This is a genomic window from Streptomyces venezuelae, assembly GCF_008642275.1.
Lineage (GTDB): Bacteria > Actinomycetota > Actinomycetes > Streptomycetales > Streptomycetaceae > Streptomyces > Streptomyces venezuelae_E.
In genome coordinates, this window is sequence record NZ_CP029189.1 from 6,821,546 (window position 1) to 6,844,175 (window position 22,630).

The 22,630-nt window shown below is 70.2% G+C and carries 14 protein-coding genes and 1 pseudogene; 11 read left to right on the plus strand and 4 right to left on the minus strand.

Annotated elements, in window-relative coordinates:
- The first annotated feature begins 48 nt into the window (after window positions 1-48).
- The 3 genes from argF to DEJ51_RS30245 are packed head-to-tail and all read left to right on the plus strand — an operon-like array spanning window position 49 to window position 3,566.
- Window positions 49-1,050, plus strand: a complete 1,002-nt coding sequence (gene argF, locus DEJ51_RS30235) for an ornithine carbamoyltransferase (RefSeq protein WP_053613028.1) — start codon at window positions 49-51, stop codon at window positions 1,048-1,050.
- A gap of 33 nt (window positions 1,051-1,083) precedes the next feature.
- Window positions 1,084-2,037, plus strand: a complete 954-nt coding sequence (gene arcC, locus DEJ51_RS30240; RefSeq protein ID WP_053613027.1) for a carbamate kinase — start codon at window positions 1,084-1,086, stop codon at window positions 2,035-2,037.
- Complete coding sequence (locus DEJ51_RS30245) at window positions 2,034-3,566, plus strand: YfcC family protein (protein ID WP_053613026.1); 1,533 nt, start codon at window positions 2,034-2,036, stop codon at window positions 3,564-3,566. The genes arcC and DEJ51_RS30245 overlap by 4 nt, the downstream gene beginning before the upstream one ends.
- 421 nt (window positions 3,567-3,987) lie before the next feature.
- On the opposite strand, the gene DEJ51_RS30250 is transcribed toward DEJ51_RS30245, so the two are convergent.
- The 3 genes from DEJ51_RS30250 to DEJ51_RS30260 form a co-directional block, all read right to left on the minus strand.
- Window positions 3,988-4,920 carry a universal stress protein gene (locus DEJ51_RS30250; RefSeq protein WP_053683396.1) on the minus strand — a complete coding sequence of 311 codons (933 nt, stop codon included), beginning with the start codon at window positions 4,918-4,920 and terminating at the stop codon, window positions 3,988-3,990.
- 86 nt (window positions 4,921-5,006) lie between these two features.
- Window positions 5,007-5,804, minus strand: coding sequence for a sigma 54 modulation/S30EA ribosomal C-terminal domain-containing protein (locus DEJ51_RS30255; RefSeq protein ID WP_150260760.1), 798 nt, complete (start codon window positions 5,802-5,804; stop codon window positions 5,007-5,009).
- A gap of 305 nt (window positions 5,805-6,109) precedes the next feature.
- Window positions 6,110-6,796 (minus strand): CBS domain-containing protein, encoded by a 687-nt coding sequence (locus tag DEJ51_RS30260; protein WP_051734353.1) that lies wholly within the window; start codon window positions 6,794-6,796, stop codon window positions 6,110-6,112.
- A 346-nt stretch (window positions 6,797-7,142) separates the two neighbouring features.
- Here DEJ51_RS30260 and gap point away from each other — a divergent pair, with 346 nt between their 5' ends.
- The 8 genes and pseudogenes from gap to DEJ51_RS30300 form a co-directional block, all read left to right on the plus strand.
- Window positions 7,143-8,171, plus strand: a complete 1,029-nt coding sequence (gap, locus tag DEJ51_RS30265; RefSeq protein WP_030648484.1) for a type I glyceraldehyde-3-phosphate dehydrogenase — start codon at window positions 7,143-7,145, stop codon at window positions 8,169-8,171.
- Window positions 8,172-8,411: 240 nt separating this feature from the next.
- Entirely contained in the window at window positions 8,412-11,069 is a 2,658-nt protein-coding gene (adhE, locus tag DEJ51_RS30270; RefSeq protein WP_053626421.1) for a bifunctional acetaldehyde-CoA/alcohol dehydrogenase, read from the plus strand.
- A 188-nt stretch (window positions 11,070-11,257) separates the two neighbouring features.
- Window positions 11,258-11,968, plus strand: a complete 711-nt coding sequence (locus tag DEJ51_RS30275; protein ID WP_030648478.1) for a response regulator — start codon at window positions 11,258-11,260, stop codon at window positions 11,966-11,968.
- Window positions 11,969-12,314: 346 nt separating this feature from the next.
- Window positions 12,315-13,193 (plus strand): universal stress protein, encoded by an 879-nt coding sequence (locus DEJ51_RS30280; protein ID WP_150260762.1) that lies wholly within the window; start codon window positions 12,315-12,317, stop codon window positions 13,191-13,193.
- An 82-nt stretch (window positions 13,194-13,275) separates the two neighbouring features.
- Window positions 13,276-15,978, plus strand: coding sequence for a pyruvate, phosphate dikinase (gene ppdK / locus DEJ51_RS30285; protein ID WP_150260763.1), 2,703 nt, complete (start codon window positions 13,276-13,278; stop codon window positions 15,976-15,978).
- A gap of 277 nt (window positions 15,979-16,255) precedes the next feature.
- Window positions 16,256-18,526 carry a formate C-acetyltransferase gene (gene pflB, locus DEJ51_RS30290; protein ID WP_053627952.1) on the plus strand — a complete coding sequence of 757 codons (2,271 nt, stop codon included), beginning with the start codon at window positions 16,256-16,258 and terminating at the stop codon, window positions 18,524-18,526.
- Window positions 18,523-19,251, plus strand: a complete 729-nt coding sequence (pflA, locus tag DEJ51_RS30295) for a pyruvate formate-lyase-activating protein (RefSeq protein WP_150260765.1) — start codon at window positions 18,523-18,525, stop codon at window positions 19,249-19,251. The genes pflB and pflA overlap by 4 nt, the downstream gene beginning before the upstream one ends.
- A 1,137-nt stretch (window positions 19,252-20,388) precedes the next feature.
- A pseudogene (locus DEJ51_RS30300) lies at window positions 20,389-21,330 on the plus strand (sensor histidine kinase); the annotation flags it as partial.
- A 121-nt stretch (window positions 21,331-21,451) separates the two neighbouring features.
- Here DEJ51_RS30300 and DEJ51_RS30305 read toward each other — a convergent pair.
- Window positions 21,452-22,516, minus strand: a complete 1,065-nt coding sequence (locus DEJ51_RS30305; RefSeq protein ID WP_150260768.1) for an NAD-dependent epimerase/dehydratase family protein — start codon at window positions 22,514-22,516, stop codon at window positions 21,452-21,454.
- Window positions 22,517-22,630 lie beyond the last annotated feature (114 nt).

Genomic DNA, 22,630 nt, shown 5'->3' on the forward strand with positions numbered 1-22,630 from the left:
CCGTCATCCGCCCGCCGCACACACCCCGTACACATCGAGGAGCCCGCCATGCACGACGACCTGCACCAGCGCCCGTTCGTCAAGGAACTCGACTTCACTCCCGAGGAGTTCCGCCACCTGCTGGAACTTTCCGCCTCCATCAAGACGGCCCGCCGCGAGGGACGCGAGGAGCAGCGGCTGCGCGGCAAGAACATCGCCGTCATCTTCGAGAAGACGTCGACGAGGACCCGATGCGCCTTCGAAGTGGCCGCGCACCAGCAGGGCGCGCACGTGACCTACCTCGACCCGGCCGGATCCCAGCTCGGGCACAAGGAGTCCATCAAGGACACCGCACGCGTCCTCGGCCGCTACTACGACGGGATCGAATACCGGGGCAGCGACCAGCGCCTGGTGGAAGAGCTGGCCCAGCACGCCGGCGTTCCGGTCTGGAACGGCCTGACGGACCAGTGGCACCCCACCCAGTCGCTCGCCGACGTGCTCACCATGTGGGAGCACACCGACAAACCGCTGAACCAGGTGTCCTTCGCCTACCTGGGCGACGCCAGGAACAACGTCGGCAACTCCCTGCTGATCGTCGCGGCGATGCTGGGCATGGACGTACGCATGGTCGGCCCGCGATCCCTGCACAACTCCTCCGAAGTCGTCGACCACGCGCGGCGGGCGGCGGCCGTCAGCGGTGCGCGCATCACCCTGACCGAGGACGTGGCCGAAGGCGTGGCCGGTGTCGACTTCGTCTACACCGACGTATGGCTCTCCATGGGAGAGCCGCCGGAGATGTGGGACGAGCGCATAGCCCTGCTCAAGCCGTACCAGGTGACAGCGAAGACCCTGGAGGCGACGGGCAACCCGGCGGTCAAGTTCATGCACTGCCTTCCGGCCTTCCACAACAGCGACACCACGGTCGGCGCCAAGATCGCTGCGCGGACCGGCATGACCGCACTGGAGGTCACCGAGGAGGTGTTCGAGTCCTCGCGCTCCATCGTGTTCGACCAGGCCGAGAACCGGCTCCACACCATCAAGGCCGTCCTCGTCGCCACCCTCGGCGACTGAACCGGCATCCCCTCGACCTCCGGAGAACACGTCATGCGTGTAGTCGTCGCATTGGGCGGCAACGCCCTGCTCCGCCGCGAGGAGCGGCCGGACGCCGCCGTGCAGCTCGCCAACATCCGCGCTGCCGTGTCCGCGCTCGCCCCCCTCGCGCACGAGCACGAACTCGTCATCACCCACGGCAACGGACCTCAGGTCGGCGTGCTCGCTCTCCAGAGCGCCGCCGACCGCTCCCTGAGCAGCCCCTACCCCTTCGACGTCCTCGGCGCGGAGACCCAGGGCATGATCGGCTACTGGCTGCTCCAGTCCCTGCAGAACGCCCTGCCCGAACGGCAGGTCTGCGCCCTGCTCAACCAGACCCTCGTTTCCGCAGCCGACCCCGCCTTCACCGACCCGGCCAAATTCGTGGGCCCGGTCTACGACCGGACCGAAGCGGAGCGACTGGCCGCCGAACGTGGCTGGACGGTCAAGCAGGACGGCGCCCACTGGCGACGCGTCGTACCGTCCCCCCGTCCACAACGCGTCGTGGAAACCCGGCTCATCCGGCTGCTGCTCAACTCGGGAGCGGTGGCCGTGTGCGCCGGAGGCGGTGGCGTACCGGTCATCCGTGACGAACAGGGGCAGCTGACCGGCGTCGAAGCGGTGGTGGACAAGGACCTCACCGCCGCCCTCCTGGCCGAGGCGCTCGACGCCGACGCGCTCCTGCTCCTCACGGACGTTCCCCACGTCTCGCTCGGCTACGGCACCCCCGGCGCCGAGCCCATCGGACGGACCACGCCCGCGGCCCTGAGAGCCCACCAGTTCCCCGCCGGATCCATGGGACCCAAGGTCGACGCCGTGTGCCGGTTCGTCGAGCTCACCGGCGGAATGGCGGCCATCGGCGCTCTCGAAGACGCCCGAGCCATCCTCGACGGAGCCGCCGGCACCGTCGTCACACCCAGCGGCAGCTACCGCGAAGCCCGCCACGACGGAACACAGGACCTGACATGACTCTGCAGAGCGCAACCGCATCCCCACAGCCGGCCAGAGCCAGAACGGACTCCGGCGCGCCCGACGCCCCACGGCGACGGCTTCGGTTCCCGTCCGCCTTCACCGTCCTGTTCGTCGTCACCGTCGCAGTCTGGGCCCTGACGTTCGTCATCCCCGCCGGCCGCTACGACACCAAGGACGGCAGCCCCGTACCGGGCACCTACCACTCCGTAGAACTGACCACAGGATTCTGGCAGCGGCTCAAAGACCTGTTCCTCGCCCCGGTCAACGGTCTGTACGGCGTCACCGATGCAGGGACCGGCCTCACCGCACCTGGCGGCACCGGCTCCTTCGCGGGCGCGGCCGGCGTGTTCCTCTTCATACTGGCCGTGGGCGCGTTCATCACCGTCACGATGCGCACCGGGGCACTCACGGCGGGAGTGGCGCGCCTCGCGCAGCGTCTGCACCACCGCAGGACCCTGCTGCTCGTGGTCCTGCTGACGGTGTTCTCCCTCGGCGGGACCACGTACGGGATGGCCGAGGAAACCCTCGGCTTCTACGGGCTGATGATCCCCCTGATGCTGAGCCTGGGCTACGACCGCATGGTCGCTGCGACGGTCGTCATGGTGGGAGCCGGGGTCGGCACCCTCGCCTCGACCGTCAACCCCTTTGCCACCGGAGTGGCTTCCGACAGCGCCGGCATCGGCACGGGAGACGGCATCGTCCTGCGACTGGTGATGTGGGCCTGCCTGACGGCCCTGGCAGCCGCTTATGTCGTGCGCTACGCCCGCCGCGTCACCGAGGACCCCTCCCGGTCGCTGACACCCCTCACCGAGGACGACCTCCGCATCAAGGCCGAGGGTGGCGAAGCGGCGAAGCTCACGAGTCGCCAGCGCACGGTCCTGTGCCTCTTCGCGACCACGTTCCTCTTCATGATCTTCGCCGTCGTCCCCTGGTCCGATCTGCACGTCACCTTCCTGCCCACCCTCGGCTGGTACTTCCCCGAACTCGCCGCCCTGTTCATCGTCGCGGCGGTCGCCGTGGGGCTGGTCGGCGGCCTGGGCGAGAAGGGAACGGTGACCGCCGTCACCGCCGGCGCAGGGGACTTCATCGGAGCGGCGTTGATCGTCATGCTGGCCCGGGGAGTCACGGTGATCATGAACAACGCCAGTGTCACCGACACCATCCTCGACGTCCTGCAGAGCGCGGTGGCCGACACATCCTCCGGCGTGTTCGCCGTACTGATGTTCGCGGTGAACCTCCCGCTGGCCTTCTTCGTCCCCTCCTCGTCCGGCCACGCGGCCCTCGCCATGCCCATCCTCGCCCCCCTGGCCGACTTCGCCGGAGTGAGCCGGGCTCTGGTGGTGACCGCGTACCAGTCGGCTTCCGGATGGGTGAACCTCGTTACGCCCACCTCGGCCGTCGTCATGGGAGGCCTCGCCCTTGCCAAGGTCCGCTACGACCGGTACCTGCGCTTCATGGCACCACTGATGGGTGCTCTGCTGGTGGCCGTCGCCGGATTCCTCGCACTCGGTGCGGCAGTGCGCTGAATCGCTACGGGGCAGGCAAGTGGCCGGCTGGTCGGGACACCGACCAGCCGGCCACCGTCGTGTGCCCAGCACGAGGCGGACCTGCGGGCTCCGCCGGACGGCGCCAACAGGGCCCTGGGCGCTCCTCTGAGCCGAGACCGTGAGCTCCTGCGGGGCATGGTGTCCGTGGTCGCTCAAGGTGGTGGGGCCTCATGCCCGGACAGCCGGCCTGTGGACGTGGACCGATCGCCCCGTCGCGCCCCTCGCCGCGGTGGCTTCCGCCTTTTCCACCTGGTACGACAAGCAACGCACCGACGGTCGCAGCACACCAGGAGCCCTCGTCGCGCAGTTGCGCGACGAGGGCTCCTGGTGTCAAGGGGCGACGGCGTCCGTCGGGGGACCGCAGCCGGGGTGTATCCGTCCTCGGTGAGGCTCGCGACGATCAGAGATGAGGGACGACCGCCACGGGCGTCGTGGCGTGGTGCAGCACTGCGTGGGTGACCGGGCCGATGTGTGCTCCGACCGCCGCCCGGCGTATGCGCCGTCCGACGACCAGCAGCGAGGCTTCCTTCGACGCTTCCACGAGGTGGCCCGCGGGCCGTCCCACCAGGCACTGCTCCTTGACCTCGACCTGGGGGAACTTGCCGCGCCACGACCGCAGTACGTCGGTGAGCGCACTTGCCTGGCGCAGTCCCAGCGCGACGCCGTGGCCGGGGTCGGCCGCCGCAGGGTCGTACCCCTCGACCACCGGTACGCTCCAGCCGTGCACGACCCGCAGGGTGGCCGCTCGGACAGCGGCGGCTTCGAATGCGTACGCGAGCAGCTCGTCGCACGGCCTGGAGAGGTCGAGGCCGAGCACCACGTCGAGGCACTGCCCCTTGGGGTCCCCGTGGTCGCCCGTCCCGGGGAGCGGTTCACACTCGGCCCGTTCCCCGGCCCGTACGGCGACGACCGGACGCTCGGCGTGCGCGATGACGGGCAGGGACACCGATCCGGTCAGGAAGCCGGCCAGGCCACCCAGCCCTCGTGAACCCACGACCAGGACTTCCGCCTTCTCTGCGGCGGACAGCAACACCTTCGCGGGGCGGCCGTGCACCTGCTCGACGCTGATCTCCAGGCCGGGGTACGCCGCCCGCAGCCGGTCGGACGCGTCGTGGGTGACCTGCTCGGCGTAGTGCTGAGCGGCGGTCGCCCCCTCACAGGGCGTGGTGTCCAGGCCGGTGAACGGGGCGTGGGCGAAGGCCCGTGACCAGTCCTGCCAGACGTGCAGGAGGTGCAGGGGCAGACGGCGTATCTGTGCCTCGTGGGCGGCCCAGTCCGCAGCGGCCAGCGACTCGGCCGAGCCGTCCACAGCGGCGATGACGGTACGTGACATGATTCCTCCGGGTGAGGGGTCTTCGGGTGGTTTGCGGCACTGGTCCGGGGACCGGCGGCCGGGCGCGCGGCGTCGCCCGGAACGTGCTACCGGGACGGAGTGATCAGCCCGTAGTGGCCGTCGTAGCGGTGGTAGAGGACGCAGCCCCGGCCGGTGGCCGTGTCGTTGAAGAAGACGAAGGGCAGCCCGGTGAGGTGCAACCGTGAAACGGCCTCGGTCACACTGCTCGTCGGCACGGGAACCGTGCTCACGCCGAGCAGACCGTCGACCTCCCGTTCCTGACCCAGAGGTCCCAGCGAAGCCATGCGATGCCGCCCGGTGCGGACGTCGCGGTAGACGACGCTGTCGCGCCCGGAGGCCAGGTCCGTGAAGAGCCAGAAGTCGTGGTCCATGGCCTCCAGGTCGATCACGGCGTCCTCAGGCGTCTGGTGGACCAGGCTGAAGGACTTGTGCCGCACGATCCGGCGCTCTTCGGCGGGAACGTGATGCCGGTGCGGACGGTGGTCGTGCGCTGCGCCGTCCCGCGATGTCCGGCTGGGCGTGCCGTTGCGGTGGGGGCCGCCCGCCGCATACCGCCGTGGCCGGGTGAGCCGGGCAGCCAGGCGCTCCTGCAGGAGGTCGACCGCTTCGAACATGCTGTTCGCGGCCACGTGGGCGCGAACCATCCGGCCGTTGACGTCCACCACGGCCTGAGCCGTGGCCGGGCGGTTCGCCGAAGTGTTGACGGCTTGCGTGAGCTTCACCCGCACGGTCAGCACGGGTCCGCGCACGTGGCCGATCACCGCGAGCATCTTTCCCTGGGCGTACACGTCCGCGCCATCGGGCACCTGCCTTCGGTTGCGGACCTGGACGTCGGTTGTCCGGCTGGTCTTGAGACCGCTCATGAGAACTCCTCCTCGATCCCTTCCAGCCTGTCTGCCGGCGGCCGCTCCCGGGCAGAGCCGTCCGGACCCCGCCACGGTGCCACTGGTACCGACACCACCCGAGAAACCGGGACTTCCGGTCGGCCGGGCAAGGCCGTTCGGCCTGCAGACCCAGAGACGGGTAAGTCGACGAGCCCTGGCCTGATATCGCGTGACGTGCCGGACGGACAGCACGGCTCGGGTCCGCGGCTCCGGGTTGCCGCGACCGGCCGCGGTGACCGCCGCCGCTCGGCCGACGGAACAGCCCGTGGTGTCCCGCCCTGTTGTCAGTGATCGCTTTCGCGGCCGGTTGTCAGCCGGTTCACCACACCCACCACACCGTCCACGCGCCACGTGACTCTGATCAACGCCGATGTATCGAGGGCAGGTTCGGATGACCCCACCATGGTGACCATCCCGTCGCGAACGTCGATGCGGAGCCCGTCGATGCGGTGGGCGGCCGGCGCCCGGCCGGAGACGGCATCGGCGACGTCCGCGAGGATCTCCTCGTCCGTCCTCAGGAAGACGCGCAGCAGATCACGTCGCGTGGTGATGCCGATCAGACGGTCTTCCTCGTCCACCACCGGCAACCGGTCGACGTGGCGACGTTCCATGATGCGCGCGGCGTCGGCGACGCGCTGTTCGGGATGCACGGTTACAGCCGGGCTGGTCATCAGCTCGCCTGCCGCCAGGGCGGGTCCCGCGACGGCGTGGGCGTCGGCCGGTCGCCGTGGTGTGAGCGCCATCCGATGCCACCCGGAGTCGTGCCGGCCGAGACAGCCCTGTTGCCTGGCAAGGTCTTTCCGGGAGATGACGCCCATGACCTTGTCGTCGTCATCCACCACCGGCAGCCCGCCGATCCGATGGGCGATGAGCAGGCGAGCCAGTTCTTCGAAGGAGGTGTCCGGGCGGGCCTGGACCACCTCGCTGGTCATGACTTGGCTCACCGTTCGTTTTTCGACCACGGTGCTCATCTCCACTCGTCTCGCAGGTTTCCGGATACCGCCGATGGCGCCCCGACCTCTGACTGCCCGCCGACCGCTGTGCTCAGCGCGCAGGGGGCCGGGAAGCCCCGGGTTCGTCTGCTCCTCATGCTTGCCGTTGCTTCCAGAGTGGGGCGGAGGACGGCCGGGGGGACAGAACCGGTCAGGACCCGCACGCCGGGCCGTTCGGCCCGTGACAGGCCGGGCCGGGCGGGGCCCGCCGGGGGAGAGGGCCCAACGGCCCTGGCGTGCACCCCGTTCGACCCCTGCCCGCGGCGCGACATGCCCCCCAGGCTGGCACCACTCGCATCGGCACCCAAGGGAAGGGGCGGCGGAGATGACCGTACGCATCGGAATCAACGGCTTCGGACGCATCGGCCGGAACTACCTGCGCTGCGTCATGGAACGCGCGGAGACGAGCAACGGCACCCCCATCGAGGTGGTGGCCGTCAACGACCTCACCTCCCCGGCTGCGCTGGCCCATCTGCTCACCTACGACTCCACCTACGGCCGACTCCACCGCACCGTTGATCACGACGGCGAATCCATTACGGTGGACGGTCACCGCATCGCGGTCACGTCCCGGCGCGACCCCGCCGACCTCCGGTGGGACGCGCTCGGCGTGGACGTCGTCATCGAGGCCACCGGACGCTTCCGCACCAAGGAGCAAGCGGGCCGGCACCTGACGGCAGGAGCACGCAAGGTGCTGCTGTCCGTCCCTGGCAAGGGCGTCGACGCCACTATCGTCATGGGCGTCAACGAGTCCGCGTACGACCCGCGCGTCGACCACGTGATCTCCAACGCGTCCTGCACCACCAACTGCGTGGCTCCCATGATGAAAGTCCTCAGCGAGCGCTTCGGCATCGTCAAGGGACTGATGACCACCATCCACGGCTACACCAACGACCAGGTCGTGCTCGACGGCCCGCACAAGGACCTGCGCCGCGGCCGCACGGCCGCGGTGAACATCATCCCGACCAGCACCGGCGCTGCCCGCGCCGTTGGCCTGGTGCTCCCCGAACTCGCGGGCACCCTGGACGGCATCGCCGTGCGCGTGCCGGTCGAGGACGGCTCGCTGACCGACCTCAGCCTGGTACTGGCACGGCAGGTGTCCGCACAGGACGTCAACGACGCTTTCCGGGAAGCCGCCGAGGGACCGCTGAAGGGCGTCCTGAGGGTGAGCGATGCCCCTATCGTCTCGCGCGACATCGTCGGCGACCCCGCCTCGTGCATCGTGGACGCCCCGCTGACTCAGGCCAACGGCGACCTGGTCAAGGTCTTCGGCTGGTACGACAACGAGTGGGGCTACACCAACCGTCTCGTCGACCTGACCCAGTACGTCGCCACGTTGCTCGACGCCCGGTGAGCCGGCGGCAGCCCGGGCGGCGGGCGCCGTAGAGGCAAGGAAGGCCAGGTGGTGGTGGCGCAAGCCTCTGCGCTGCCACAGCGGCCGGAGACCATCGGGCCCCGTTGAGGGACCTTCGGGACCTCAGCCGAGGACGCGTCCCGGGCAAGGCTGTAGGTGACAGGACGGAACGGAACGGGTGGCCACCCCGGTGGCCGGCCACGTGTGGCCACAGTGCCACCCACATCCAGGGAGCTTTCCATGACACAGGCGACCAGCGACCCCCGCACCACCACCGACGGCACCCCGTCGGACACGCTCATCGCCGTGAACCTCCTGGTCGACAACGCCTCCAAGGCGCTCGCCGACTTCGAGTCCTTCACGCAGGAGCAGGTCGACCACATCGTCGCCAAGGCGTCGGTGGCCGCCCTGGATCAGCACACCGCCCTGGCCCGCTCGGCGGTGGAGGAGACCGGGCGGGGTGTCTTCGAGGACAAGGCGGCGAAGAACATGTTCGCCTGCGAACACGTCACCCACAGCATGTCCCGGGCGAGGACGGTCGGCGTCATCGGCCGCGACGACATCGAGGGCATCATCGAGATCGCCGAACCCGTCGGTGTGCTCTGCGCGGTCACGCCCGTCACCAACCCGACCTCCACCACCATCTTCAAGGCGTTGCTGGCGCTGAAGACACGCAACCCCGTCGTATTCGCCTTCCACCCCTCCGCGCAGGCATGCAGCACCGAGGCCGCACGCATCGTGCGGGACGCCGCCGTCGCCGCCGGAGCGCCCGAGCACTGCGTTCAGTGGATCGAGGCTCCCTCCATCGAGGCCACGAGCCTCCTCATGCGACACCCAGGCGTCGCGCTGATCCTGGCGACCGGCGGCAACGCCATGGTCAAGGCCGCCTACTCGGCCGGCAAGCCCGCCGTAGGCGTCGGCGCCGGCAACGTGCCAGCCTACGTGCACCACAGCGCGGACCTGCGCCGGGCGGTCAACGACCTCGTCCTGTCCAAGTCCTTCGACAACGGCATGATCTGCGCGTCCGAGCAGGCGGTCATCCTGGACACCGACGTGTACGACGAGGCGCTCGCCGAATTCCGGCGCCTGCACGCGTACGTCGCCACGGCCGAGGAGAAGCGGAAGCTGGAGACCTACCTCTTTCCGCCCGACCCGGCCGGCCGGCAGGGCCGCGTCAACCCGGCCGCCGTCGGGCAGAGCCCCGACCGGATCGCCGAGCAGGCCGGGTTCACCGTACCTGCGGGCACCTCGCTCATCCTGGCCGAGGCGAGCCACGTCGGGCCCGACGAGCCGCTGACGCGGGAGAAGCTCTGCCCCGTCCTCACCGTGCTGCGGGCAGCGTCCACCGAGGAGGGCTTCGATCTCGCGGCCGACATGGTCGACTTCCACGGGCAAGGACACAGCGCGGTGATCCACACCGGGGACCCGGCCCTGGCCGAGCGCTACGGCCGCCGTATGAAGACCGTACGGATCATCGTCAACTCGCCGTCCTCGCAGGGAGCGATCGGCGGCATCTACAACCGTCTGGTCCCGTCCCTGACCCTGGGCTGCGGTTCCTGGGGCAGTACTTCGGTCTCGGACAACGTCTCGGCCGCCCAGCTGCTCAACATCAAGCGCGTCACCACCCGGCAGAACAACATGCAGTGGTTCAAGGTGCCGCCGAAGATCTACTTCGAGCCCCAGGCCATCCGCTACCTCGCCGCGATGCCCGACGTTCACCGCGTCACCGTGGTCACCGACGCGACCATGACCCGTCTCGGTTACGTGGAGCGCGTCAGCCGTGTCCTGCAACAGCGGCAGCAGCCCGTGACCATCCAGGTCATCGACGACGTCGAGCCGGAGCCGAGCATCGACTCCGTACAGCGTGGCGCCGCCCTCATGCGCGACTTCCGGCCGGACACCATCATCGCCCTGGGTGGCGGATCCCCCATGGACGCGGCGAAGGTGATGTGGCTGCTGTACGAACAGCCGGACGTCGACTTCGCCGACATGCGGCAGAAGTTCTCCGACATCCGTAAGCGGGCCTTCCGCTTCCCCGTGCTCGGCAAGCAGGCCCGCCTCGTCTGCGTCCCCACCACCTCGGGAACCGGCGCCGAGGTCACCCCCTTCGCGGTGATCTCCGACCCTGCGACCGGCAAGAAGTACCCGCTGGCTGACTACGCCCTGACCCCCAGCGTCGCGATCATCGATCCCGTCCTGACCGCCGAGCTGCCCGCGTCGCTCGCCGCCGACAGTGGCTTCGACGCCCTCACCCACGCCACCGAGGCGTACGTGTCCGTCTACGCCAACGACTTCACCGACGGTCTGGCGCTGCACGCCATCAGGCTGGTCTTCGACCACCTCGAGGCGGCGGTCACCGGCGAGGCGGCACGGCGGAGCGTGGCACGGGAGAAGATGCACAACGCGGGCACCATCGCCGGCATGGCCTTCGGCAACGCCTTCCTCGGCATCGTCCACGCGATGTCCCACACCCTGGGCGCCACCTTCCACATCGCCCACGGGCGGACCAACGCGATCCTCCTGCCGCACGTGATCCGCTACAACGGCACCGTTCCCGGCAAGCTGACGGGATGGCCCAAGTACGAGAGCTACCGCGCGCCCGAGAGGTTCCAGGACATTGCCCGTGCCCTCGGGCTCCCCGCATCCACCCCCGCCGAGGGCGTGGCCTCGTACGCCGCCGCGGTGGAACGCCTGCGGGACGCCGTGTGCATCGAACCGTCCTTCCGCGCCCTGGGACTTGACGAGGCCGCCTTCATCGGCGCGCTGCCGCAGCAGGCACTGAACGCCTATGAGGACCAGTGCGCCCCGGCCAACCCGCGCATGCCGATGCTGGACGACATGGAGGACATCATGCGCGCGGCCTACTATGCCGGGCCGCGGCCCCTTCCCTCCTTCTGACCGCGCGTAGGGCTGCGGCCCCTCTGCGGGCGGGCCGCCGAGACCGTGTGGGACCCGGGGTCCAGGGCAGCCATCTGGGGCGCGGCCGCGTATGAGGGCCATCCGGCCCTGGCCGAAGGTCCCGCTCGCACGGCACGATGCAGTGGATCCGCCGGCGGGCGGACGATTCGGCGAACTCGGAGTGTGCGATGACGGACAGCAGCGGCGGCCTCACCGGGAAGGAACCGGTCAGGGTCTTCCTCCTCGACGATCACGAGGTCGTGCGCCGCGGTGTGCACGATCTGCTGGACGCCGAGCCGGACCTGACCGTGGTGGGGGAGGCAGGCACGGTCGAGCAGGCGCTCGTCCGTGTGCCCGCGCTGCGCCCGCAGGTCGCCGTCCTGGATGTGCGCCTGCCGGACGGGGACGGCGTGAGTGTCTGCCGGGAGCTGCGCTCCCGCATGCCCGACCTCGCCTGCCTGATGCTGACGTCGTTCGACGACGAGGAGGCGCTGCTCGACGCGATCATGGCCGGCGCTTCCGGATACGTGCTCAAGCAGATCACCGGAACCGACCTGGTGAACGCCGTGCGGACGGTCGCCTCCGGCCAGTCCATGCTGGACCCCGGCGCTACGGCGCGGGTGATGGCCCGGCTGCGCGGCGGACCTCCGCAGGAGGAGCTTCCACAGGGTCTGCCCGGCCTGACGGAGCGCGAGAGTGAGATCCTCGCTCTTGTCGGGGAAGGGCTGACCAATCGTGAGATCGGTCAGCGGCTCTACCTGGCGGAGAAGACGGTCAAGAACAACATCTCCCGGCTGCTCGCCAAACTGGGCGTCGAACGGCGAGTGCAGGCCGCCGTCATCGCCACGCAGGCTCTGGCCGCCCAGGGAGACCAGAGCGGGCGGCTCGGCAAGGTGTAACGGCTGTGCCGGGATCTGAGCGCAGGTTCACGCGCCCGCGAAACGGCTGAGCGGCCCGGCCCGGCGTCCTTCTCGGACGTCGGGCCGGGCCGCTTCCGCATGTCTGCCGGAGAGGCCGGCCGGGGCCGTCCCCGAAGCGGGGCGGGGCCGTCAGGCATGCGACACGACAGCTACGGGGCAGCGGGCGTGGTGCCGGAACTGCATGGGCGACCGACCGCCCGGCGGTGTGCGGTCGTGTGGGGCCTACAGGACCCGCAGCAGGGACCTGTGGCCCCTCGGCGGGTGGGTCGTGGGCAGGCCACTGTGGAGATGCAAGGCCCTTCCCCGTTCTCCCGAGGAGCCGTTCATGTCCCGCACCGTCACCGTCACCGTCGGCTTCGACGGATCCCGTGAGAGCCTCGCCGCCGTGGACTGGGCTGCCGGGGAGGCAGTGCGCCGAGCGGCGCCCCTCCGGATTCTCCAGGTCTGGAACAAGGACGACGATCCGCGTACGCGCCTGGTGGCCCCGGCGACCGCTCAGGCGTGGGGTGAGCGGGCGCTCGGTACGGCGGGGAGGCGACTGCGCCGACGCCACCCGGGTCTGCGGACCGAGACGCAATGGGTCTGCGGTGACCCGGTGGAGGAGCTGTGTGCCGCCGGGGACGAGGCGGAGCTGTTGGTGCTCGGCTCCCGTGGCCTGGGCGGGCTGGCCGGCTTCCTCGCCGGGTCCGTGTCGCTGGCTGTGCTCGCCCGGACCCGGTGCTCCCTCGCCTTGGTTCGACCGCACAACCGTCCGGCTGCCGGGAAGGACGCGCCGGCCGGAGAGGTCGTGGTCGGCCTGGACGTGTCCGCACCCGGCGACGAGGTGCTCGCCTTCGGCTTCGCGGCGGCCGACCGGTACGGCTGCGGTCTGCGGGTACTGCACACCTGGGCCGTTCCGTCGCTCTACGGAGCCGACATGGGCGCCGCCCTGCAACTGATGTGGGCGGAAGTCGCGCAGGACGCGCGCCGGGCGCTCGACGAGGCGCTGGCCCCGTGGACGGAGAAGTACCCCGGTGTTTCCGTCGTCCGTGAATGCCGCCAGGGCCGGCCGGCGCAGGACCTCGCGGAAGCCTCGCGAGGGGCCCGGCTGGTCGTGGTGGGTCGCCGGAACCGGCGTGCGCGGATCGGCACGCACATCGGGGCCGTCACCCACGCCGTCATCCACCACTCCCTGGCTCCCGTCACGGTCGTGCCGCACGACTGACCGACCGAACCGGCCGCTACCGTGCGGCATGCCGCCCCGCTTCCCGGGACCCGACATCCACCGAAGAGACAGGCGAGCAGCCATGACCACCTATGTGTACGACTTCTCCGAGGGCGGCCGGGACATGGCCGGTCTCCTGGGAGGCAAGGGAGCGAACCTCGCGGAGATGGCGCGCATGGGCCTGCCCGTGCCGCCCGGCTTCACCGTCACCACCGAAGCCTGCCGGATCTTCCTCGCCACGGGGCAGGCTCCGGACGGCCTCGACCGGCAGATCAGCGAGCATCTCGCGGCGCTGGAACGAGCCGCCGGGAAGCGGCTCGGCCAGGTGGACGACCCGCTCCTGCTCTCCGTCCGCTCGGGGGCGAGGTTCTCGATGCCGGGCATGATGGAGACCATCCTCGACATCGGGCTGAACGATCTCTCGGTCCTGGGCCTGGCCAAGACCCCCGAGCGCGAACGCTTCGCCTGGGACTCCTACCGGCGCCTCGTGCAGATGTTCGGCAGTACGGTCATGGGCGTCGACGGCTCCCACTTCGAAGCGGCGCTCGCCGCCGTCAAGCAGCAACACAGCCTGGGCGACGACACGCAGTTGGACACCTGCGACCTCATCCGAATCGTCGAGACCTTCAAGGACCTGATCCACGAGCGGACCGGGGAGGAATTCCCGCAGGATCCGGCCGAGCAACTCCGGCGGGCGGTACTCGCCGTCTTCACCTCTTGGAACGGTGAGCGCGCACGTCTGTACCGCCGGCGCGAGCACATCGCGGACGATCTGGGCACCGCGGTCAACATCCAGACCATGGTCTTCGGCAATCTCGGTCCGGACTCAGGCAGCGGCGTCGCCTTCACCCGGGATCCGGCAACCGGCCGACCGGGCGTCTACGGCGACTACCTGCCCAACGCCCAGGGGGAAGACGTCGTCGCCGGCATCCGCAACACCGTGCCCCTCCAGGACCTGGCCGGTCTCGACCCTGCGTCGTTCGCGCGACTGCGCGGCTACATGGACCGGTTGGAGGCCCACTACCGCGATCTGTGCGACATCGAGTTCACCATCGAGCGCGGCACACTGTGGATGCTCCAGACCCGCGTCGGCAAGCGCACGGCCCAGGCCGCCTTCGCCATCGCCTCCCAGCTCGCCGACGAAGGACTGATCAGCGAGCGGGAGGCGCTGGGCCGGGTCGGCGGCGAGGCGCTCGCACGGCTGATGTTCCCCCGCTTCGCCACCACGGACTCGAGCGAGGTCATCGCGCGGGGCGTGCCCGCCTCACCGGGAGCGGCCGTGGGCGCTGTCGTGTTCGACTCCGCGGAAGCGGTCCGCAGGGCGGCCGCCGGCGAGAAGGTCGTTCTCGTACGTCAGGAGACGACGCCCGACGACCTGCCGGGCATGGTCGCCGCCCAGGCGGTGCTCACCAGCCGGGGCGGGAAGACCAGCCACGCCGCGGTCGTCGCGCGCGGCATGGGCAAGGTGTGCGTGTGCGGGGCGGAGGGCATCGTCGTGGACACCCGGCATCGGCGCTTCAGCGCCGGTGGCGTGACGGTCCCCGAAGGCACGGTCGTCTCCGTCGACGGGTCGGAAGGCGTGGTGCGCCTCGGCTCCGTACCCCTGGTCGACTCCGACGTCATGCGGTACTTCGAGGAGGGCGGCGTGCTGCCGGCCGACGGCACGGCCCGGCAGCCGGTGCGTGATGTGCACCGGCTCATGCGGCAGGCGGACGCCGTGCGGGGCCTGGAGGTCCGGGCGAACGCGGACACCCCCGAGGACGCGGCCCGCGCCCGTCGCTTCGGTGCCCAGGGGATCGGCCTGTGCCGTACCGAGCACATGTTCCTCGGCGACCGGCGCCCCCTGGTCGAGGCGATGATCCTCGCGCACGGCGACACCGAACGAGAGGCGGCACTCGCGGCGCTGCTGCCGCTCCAGAGGCAGGACTTCATCGGCATCCTCGAAGCGATGGACGGCCTGCCGGTCACCGTCCGGTTGCTCGACCCGCCACTTCACGAGTTCCTGCCGGACCGCACGGAACTCGCCGTCCGTCTCGCACGCGGCGAAGCGCTCGGCACACCGGCCGATCCGCACGACAGCGAACTCCTGGCGGCCGTCACACGCATGCACGAGGAGAACCCGATGCTCGGCCTGCGCGGCGTGCGCCTGGGGCTGGTGGTGCCGGGGCTGGTGGCCATGCAGGTACGGGCCCTGGCCGAGGCAGTCGTGGTGCGCAGGCATGCGGGCGGCGACCCTCGGGCGGAGATCATGGTCCCGCTGGTGGACGCGGTCGAGGAGCTCCACCTCGTACGGGAGGAAGTGGACCGGGTCCTGGCAGAGGTTTCGCTGGAGACCGGCGTCGACGTCACCTGCCCGGTCGGAACCATGATCGAACTGCCCAGGGCGGCTCTCACCGCCGGCCGGATCGCGAAGGAGGCGGCGTTCTTCTCCTTCGGCACGAACGACCTGACACAGACCACCTGGGGCTTCTCCCGCGACGACGTCGAAGCCGCGTTCTTCTCCGCGTACCTCGACAAGGGCGTCTTCCCCGTCTCCCCGTTCGAGACGATCGACCGTGAAGGCGTCGGCCGGCTGGTGCGGATCGCGGTCGAGGAGGGCCGGGCAGCTCGCCCGGACCTGAAGATCGGTGTGTGCGGGGAACACGGAGGGGACCCCGCTTCGGTCCACTTCTTTCACGGGGCCGGCCTGGACTACGTCTCCTGCTCGCCCTTCCGCGTCCCGGTCGCCCGCCTTGAGGCCGGCCGGGCAGCCCTGGAAGCGAACGGCACCGACGCGAGCGCATAGCCCCCGCACCGTGCTGCCCGGGGGCGCGTAGAGCCGCGTCGTCATGGACCCGTACCCGCCGCGGCTGCCGGGTTGGGCTCGTGACGCTCTGCGGGAGGGCCCATGGTCCCTCGCCCCGACGGGACCACAGGCCCTCTCCGCCCCGCTCACCGGGGCCGGTCAGCGGGCTCCGCCTTGCCTCTTCGACCCTGGCCGGCGACACAGCCGACGGGAACCATCAGCAGTGAGAAAGGGCGATCGCCCACCTCGCCTCCGTCCCGGCCCAGGAGATGACGACATGACCGTGACCGTCCAGCACCCTGCCGACCCCGGCCCCCTCGTCACCCGGTCGTGGCGTGGTTTCACCGGCGATGAGTGGCAGCGACACATCGATGTCCGTTCGTTCATCCAGGCCAACTACACGCCCTACGGGGGCGATGCCGCATTCCTCGCCGGTCCCACGGAGCGCACCCGCACCGTGTGGAAGACCGTCACCGCGCTCTTCCCGGAGGAGCGCCGCAAGGGTGTGCTCGACGTGGACACCGCCTTGCCGTCCACCATCACCTCCCACGCGCCCGGCTACATCGACCGCGACCTGGAACTGATCGTCGGATTGCAGACCGATGCGCCGCTGAAGCGGGCGATCATGCCCAACGGCGGGCTGCGGATGGTGGACAACGCGCTGCGCGCGTACGGCTTCGAACCGGATCCGTTCGTCACCAAGGTCTTCGGCACGTACCGCAAGACCCACAACGACGGCGTCTTCGACGCCTACACCCCCGAAATGCTGAGTGCCCGCAGGGCCGGCATCATCACCGGCCTGCCAGACGCCTACGGGCGAGGCCGCATCATCGGCGACTACCGCCGCGTCGCGCTGTACGGAACCACCCGGCTGATCGAGGCCAAGCGAGCCGAGCGGACCCGGCTGGACGAGACACCGTCCACGGCCGACGTGATCCGCGACCGCGAGGAACTGGCCGAGCAGATCAGGGCACTGGGCGAGCTGGAACGGATGGCCGTCTCCTACGGCTGCGACGTGTCCCGTCCCGCAGCCACCGCGCACGAGGCCATCCAATGGCTTTACCTCGGCTTCCTCGCCGCCGTGAAGGAGCAGAACGGCGCGGCGATGTCCCTGGGCCGCACCTCCACCTTCCTGGACGTCTACCTTCAGCGTGACCTCGACGAAGGAAGAATCGACGAGAGCCGAGCCCAGGAACTCATCGACGACTTCGTGATCAAGCTACGGATCGTGCGGTTCCTGCGCACACCGGAGTACGACGCGCTGTTCTCCGGCGACCCCACCTGGGTCACCGAGTCCATCGGCGGCATCGGAGAGGACGGCCGCCCCCTGGTCACCCGCACGTCCTTCCGCCTTCTCCAGACCCTGTACAACCTCGGCCCCGCCCCCGAGCCCAACCTGACCGTGCTGTGGTCCCCCCGACTGCCGGCGGGCTTCAAGCAGTTCTGCGCCCAGACATCCATCGACACCAGCTCCATCCAGTACGAGTCCGACGACCTCCTTCGCCCCCGCACCGGCGACGACACCGCGATCGCCTGCTGCGTCTCCGCGATGGCGGTGGGCAAGCAGATGCAATTCTTCGGTGCCCGTGTGAATCTGGCCAAGGCGCTGCTGTACGCCATCAACGGCGGCCGCGATGAGATGAACGGCGAGCAGGTCGCCCCGGCGACGGCCCCGCTGACCGGCGAGCAGCTCGACTACGCCGATGTGGCCGACGCGTACGACCGCACGCTGGACTGGCTCGCCGCGACCTACGTCAACGCGCTCAACGTGATCCACTACATGCACGACAAGTACGCCTACGAGCGCATCGAGATGGCCTTGCACGACCACCCGGTCCACCGCACGATGGCCTGTGGCATCGCTGGGCTGTCCGTGGCGGCCGACAGCCTCTCGGCCATCAAGCACGCCCGTGTCAGAGTCATTCGGGATGCCACCGGGCTCGCCGTCGACTACCACGTCGCAGGCGACTACCCGACCTACGGCAACGACGACGAACGCGCCGACCGCATCGCGGTCGACCTGGTCCGCTCCTTCATGGCCAAGGTGCGCCGCCACCCGGCCTACCGGGGGGCCGAGCACACGCAGTCGGTGCTCACCATCACCTCCAACGTCGTCTACGGCAAGCACACCGGCAACACCCCCGACGGCCGCCGTGCGGGTACGCCGTTCGCCCCGGGCGCAAACCCGATGAGCGGACGTGACCGACACGGGATGGCGGCATCGGCGCTGTCGGTCGCGAAGATCCCGTATGACCAGGCCCGCGACGGCATCTCCCTGACGTCCACCATCACACCGGAGGGCCTGGGGCACGATCCGGCCGAACGTGCGGAACACCTCGTCGGAATCCTCGACGCCTACACCGTCGCAGGCGGTTTCCACATGAACGTCAACGTCCTCGACCGAGCCACCCTCGAGGACGCCATGGAACACCCGGACAACTACCCCGACCTGACCATCCGCGTCTCCGGCTACGCCGTCAACTTCGTCCGCCTCACGCGCGAACAGCAACTCGACGTCATCAACCGCACCTTCCACGGTGCACGATGACCACGGGCCGCATCCACTCCTGGGACCTGTCCACCGGCGTGGACGGGCCCGGCACCCGGTTCGTTCTCTTCCTCAGTGGCTGTCAGCTGCGCTGCCTGTACTGCGCCAACCCCGACACCTGGCACATGCGCGACGGGCAGCCGGTCACCGTGGACGAAGTGGTGGGGCGCATTGAGCGGTACCGGCAGTTCACCACCCTGGCCGGTGGAGGCGTGACGCTGACCGGAGGCGAGCCTCTGCTCCAGTCCGCCTTCACCGCCGAGGTGTTCCGACGCTGCAAGGAGCTCGGCCTGCACACCGCACTGGACACCTCCGGCGCCCTCGGCACTCGCGCCGACGACACGCTCCTGGCCGATACCGACATGGTCCTGCTCGACATCAAGTCCTTCGACGCCGGCGTCTACCGGCGCCTGACCGGCGGCCACCTTGCACCCACCCTCAACTTCGCCACCCGGCTGAACCGTCTCGGCGTCCCGACCTGGATCCGCTACGTCCTGGTCCCCGGCTGGACCGACGATCCGGCTGCCATCGATGGTCTGGGCCGCTTCCTCGCGGAACTGGACAACGTCGACCGCATCGACGTCCTGCCTTTCCACAAACTCGGTACCCACAAGTACGACTCGCTCGGCATCCCCTTCCCGCTCCGCGACAATCCGGTTCCGGACGCCGCACTGGTCGAGCGCGTTCGCGACCAGTTCCGGGCGCACGGCTTGCGGGCACACTGAACCAGCCGGATGCGCGCCACATGAGAGGCCTCTTCCGGCCCGTGACCATCAACTTCTCCTTGCAGCCGCCTCCACGCTACGAGGAAGGTCATGCGCACCGAACGCCGAGTGTGGGGCGCAGCCCGGGTACACCGATGGCCGGCAACCCTGTTCGGGTGCAGACCCTGTGCCGAGCTGACACGACAGGCGCCGTTCTAGCTGCCGGACCCTTGCGGTAAGGCGCTTGTTGGCCTCCAGCGCGTTCGCGAGGTTGGTTTGGACGTCCGGCACACCGCCGCCATCCGCCCATCTCCCGTGGGTGCGCTGGCAGCGACGTGGACGCGTTCGAGCAGGTTGGGATGGCGGTAGAGAGGAATGTCCGGTCGACTTGAGCCGTGCGGGGCGAGGCCGGAGATGGTGATGTCCCCGCCGGACTTCACCGCGGCGTCGATGGCCTTCAGGACGCGCTCGCGGCGGCGGGCAGAGTCGGCCCGCTTCCCGTCGATCACGGGGTTGGCCATCCGGTAGGCCTTTCAGGGCGGAGACCTTCGGGCGGTCTGGTCCTGGGCAGGTCGCGGGAGACGACGCGGCGGGTGCGGCGGCAGCCGACGACGGGGCCGGTCTGCTCGACCGGCACGTCCCCCTCGACCCAGACCAAGCCGCGCGGCGGTTCGGCGGCCGCACGGTCGATTGGGCCAGGTCGTCAAGCTCGGTTTCGTCTCGCCGGAGGGCTCGGTGGAGGTAGGCCTCACCGGGACCGATCGCAGACTGGACCGCGTACCTGTCCGTCGTCCGCGAGGCGGTCGTGCCCCTGGCCGCGCTCCGAGAAGGCACGGCTAGCAGAGCAGTCTGCCTGGCAGTTGCGGCGCTGCCCCCTTCCTCGGCGAAGTCCGGAAGAGTCGCTTCCGCCGGCCCTGCGCCTGGGCACCGCCGAGGCCGAGCACGTCGTGTGCCGTTGCATTAGCGGCTGGCCGTTGAACCGGCCGCCGCCGAATCCGCTATGCGGCGGTGAGCCGCGTACGGGCATGGGGGCCGCCCCGGGCGGTGGTCCAGGGCCGCAGGCTGGCTGGGTGGGTCGGATTGGAGTCGAGAACATCTCGGCTCCAGTGACCACCGCGCGTCCATCGGGGTGGGATGCGGCGAGGATGTCGCGGGCCGCCCTGGGCCATGTTCCTGTCCTCCCACGACCTCACCGTGGTGACCACCGTCGTCGCCATGGCCGCCGCCGTGTCGCTCGGCACTGCACTCCTGCTGGGCCGGCAGGTCGTCCTGCGCTGCCGGGAACTGCTCACTGCGGCACGAAACTTCGGTGAGGAGGGGACCTTCACGGCTCCCGTGACGCAGGCCCCCGCCGAACTCGTGGCACTGAGTCGTGAACTGGCCCTCACCAGCGAGCGACTGGCTGCCTCTCGGGAACGCGAGCGGGCCCTGGAGACCTCCAGGCGTGAGCTCGTGGCCTGGATCTCACACGACTTGCGGACCCCGCTGGCCGGGCTGCGCGCGATGTCGGAGGCGCTGGAGGACGGTGTCGTGGCCGATCCCGGCCGCTACCACCGGCAGATGCGCGCGGAGGTGGAGCGCCTCAACTCCATGGTCACCGACCTTTTCGAGCTGTCCCGCATCCATGCCGGCGCGCTCTCGCTCAGCCCGACCCGGATCTCCCTCTACGACCTCGTGGGCGACGCTCTGGCAGGCGCCGACGCCCTGGCCCAGCACCACGGGGTGCGGCTGGCCGGAGGGGGAGTCGACCCGCTGCCGGTGGAGGTCGACGGCAAGGAGATGACCCGGGTCCTGTCGAACCTGCTGGTCAACGCCATCCGCCACACCCCGGCCGACGGCACCGTCGCGATTGCAGCCGAACGCCGGGCCGACGCGGTGGTACTCTCCGTCACCGATGCCTGCGGCGGCATCCCGGAGGAGGACCTGCCCCGCGTCTTCGACACCGGCTGGCGGGGGTCGCAGGCGCGCACCCCACCCTCGGGCGCGGGACTGGGGCTGGCCATCGTCCGGGGCATCGTCGAGGCGCACGCCGGGCACGCCGACGTCCACAACGTGCCCGGCGGCTGCCGCTTCGAACTGACCCTCCCGGCCCCGGCGTAAGCCGCTCGGTCCGGACCGGCCGGAAGGGCCGGGCCTGCCCCCATCGACAGGAACCGACGGGCCGGCCGACGACTTCGTCGGCCGGCCCGTGCTGCATCGGCCTGTGGCTGTCCGGGCGGCCTCAGCCGACGGCGCCCGCCGAGGCCCGCTGACCGGCCCGGGCGAACTCGGCCATGCCGTCCTCGAAGCCGACCTCCGGACGCCAGCTCAGTTCGTCGCGCAGGCGGGCGGAGTCGGCGGTGACGTGACGTACGTCGCCCAGCCGGAACTCGCCGGTCACCACCGGCGCGGGCCCCCCGTACGCCGAGGCGAGCGCCAACGCCATCTCGCCGACCGTGTGAGGTTCCCCGCTGCCGGTGTTGTACGCGGTCAGCGTCCCGGCAGCCGCGCCCCTGACGGCTTCCAGGGCCACGACGTTCGCCGAGGCCACGTCCCTCACGTGGACGAAGTCCCGCCGCTGCGCGCCGTCCTCGAAGACCCGGGGAGCCTCGCCACGGGCCAGGGCCGACCGGAAGAACGAGGCCACCCCGGCGTACGGGGTGTCACGCGGCATCCCCGGCCCGTACACGTTGTGGTATCGCAGCGACACTGCACGACCCTCCACGCACCGGGCCCAGGACGCCGCCAGGTGCTCCTGCGCCAGCTTCGTCGTGGCGTACACGTTGCGCGGATCCGTCGGCGCGTCCTCGCCGACCAGCCCCGGCGCGAGCTCGGCCCCGCAGTCGGGACAGCGGGGTTCGAACCGCCCGGCCGTCAGGTCGTCGATCCGGCGCGGCCCTGGTCGCACCGTCCCGTGCCGCTCGCAGGTGTAGCGGCCTTCTCCGTAGACCACCATCGACCCGGCGAGGACGAGCCTGCGGACCCCGGCGGCCGCCATCTCCGCCAGGACCACCGCCGTTCCGAGGTCGTTGCAGCCGACGTAGTCGGGGGCGTCGGCGAAGTCCTTGCCGAGGCCGACCATCGACGCCTGGTGGCATACGACGTCCACCCCGCGCAGCGCGGCCCGGACCGCGTCGGCGTCCCGTACGTCGGCCCGGACGAACTCCGTGTCGGGCAGGGCAGGGGGACCGGGGTGTGCGGCGGGCAGCAGGGCGTCGAGGACGACGGGGTCGTGGCCGCGGGCCTTGAGTGCGGTGACGATGTGGGAGCCGATGAACCCGGCTCCTCCAGTGACGAGTACGCGCATGCTCCGGACGTTACGCAGTGCCGCGCGGCTGAAGCATGTCCCACGCGTGGATGTAAGACTTCCGTCATGCAGGAGCCGCAGTATTCGTGAGTGGTGTCTCAGTGCTCGGCAGCT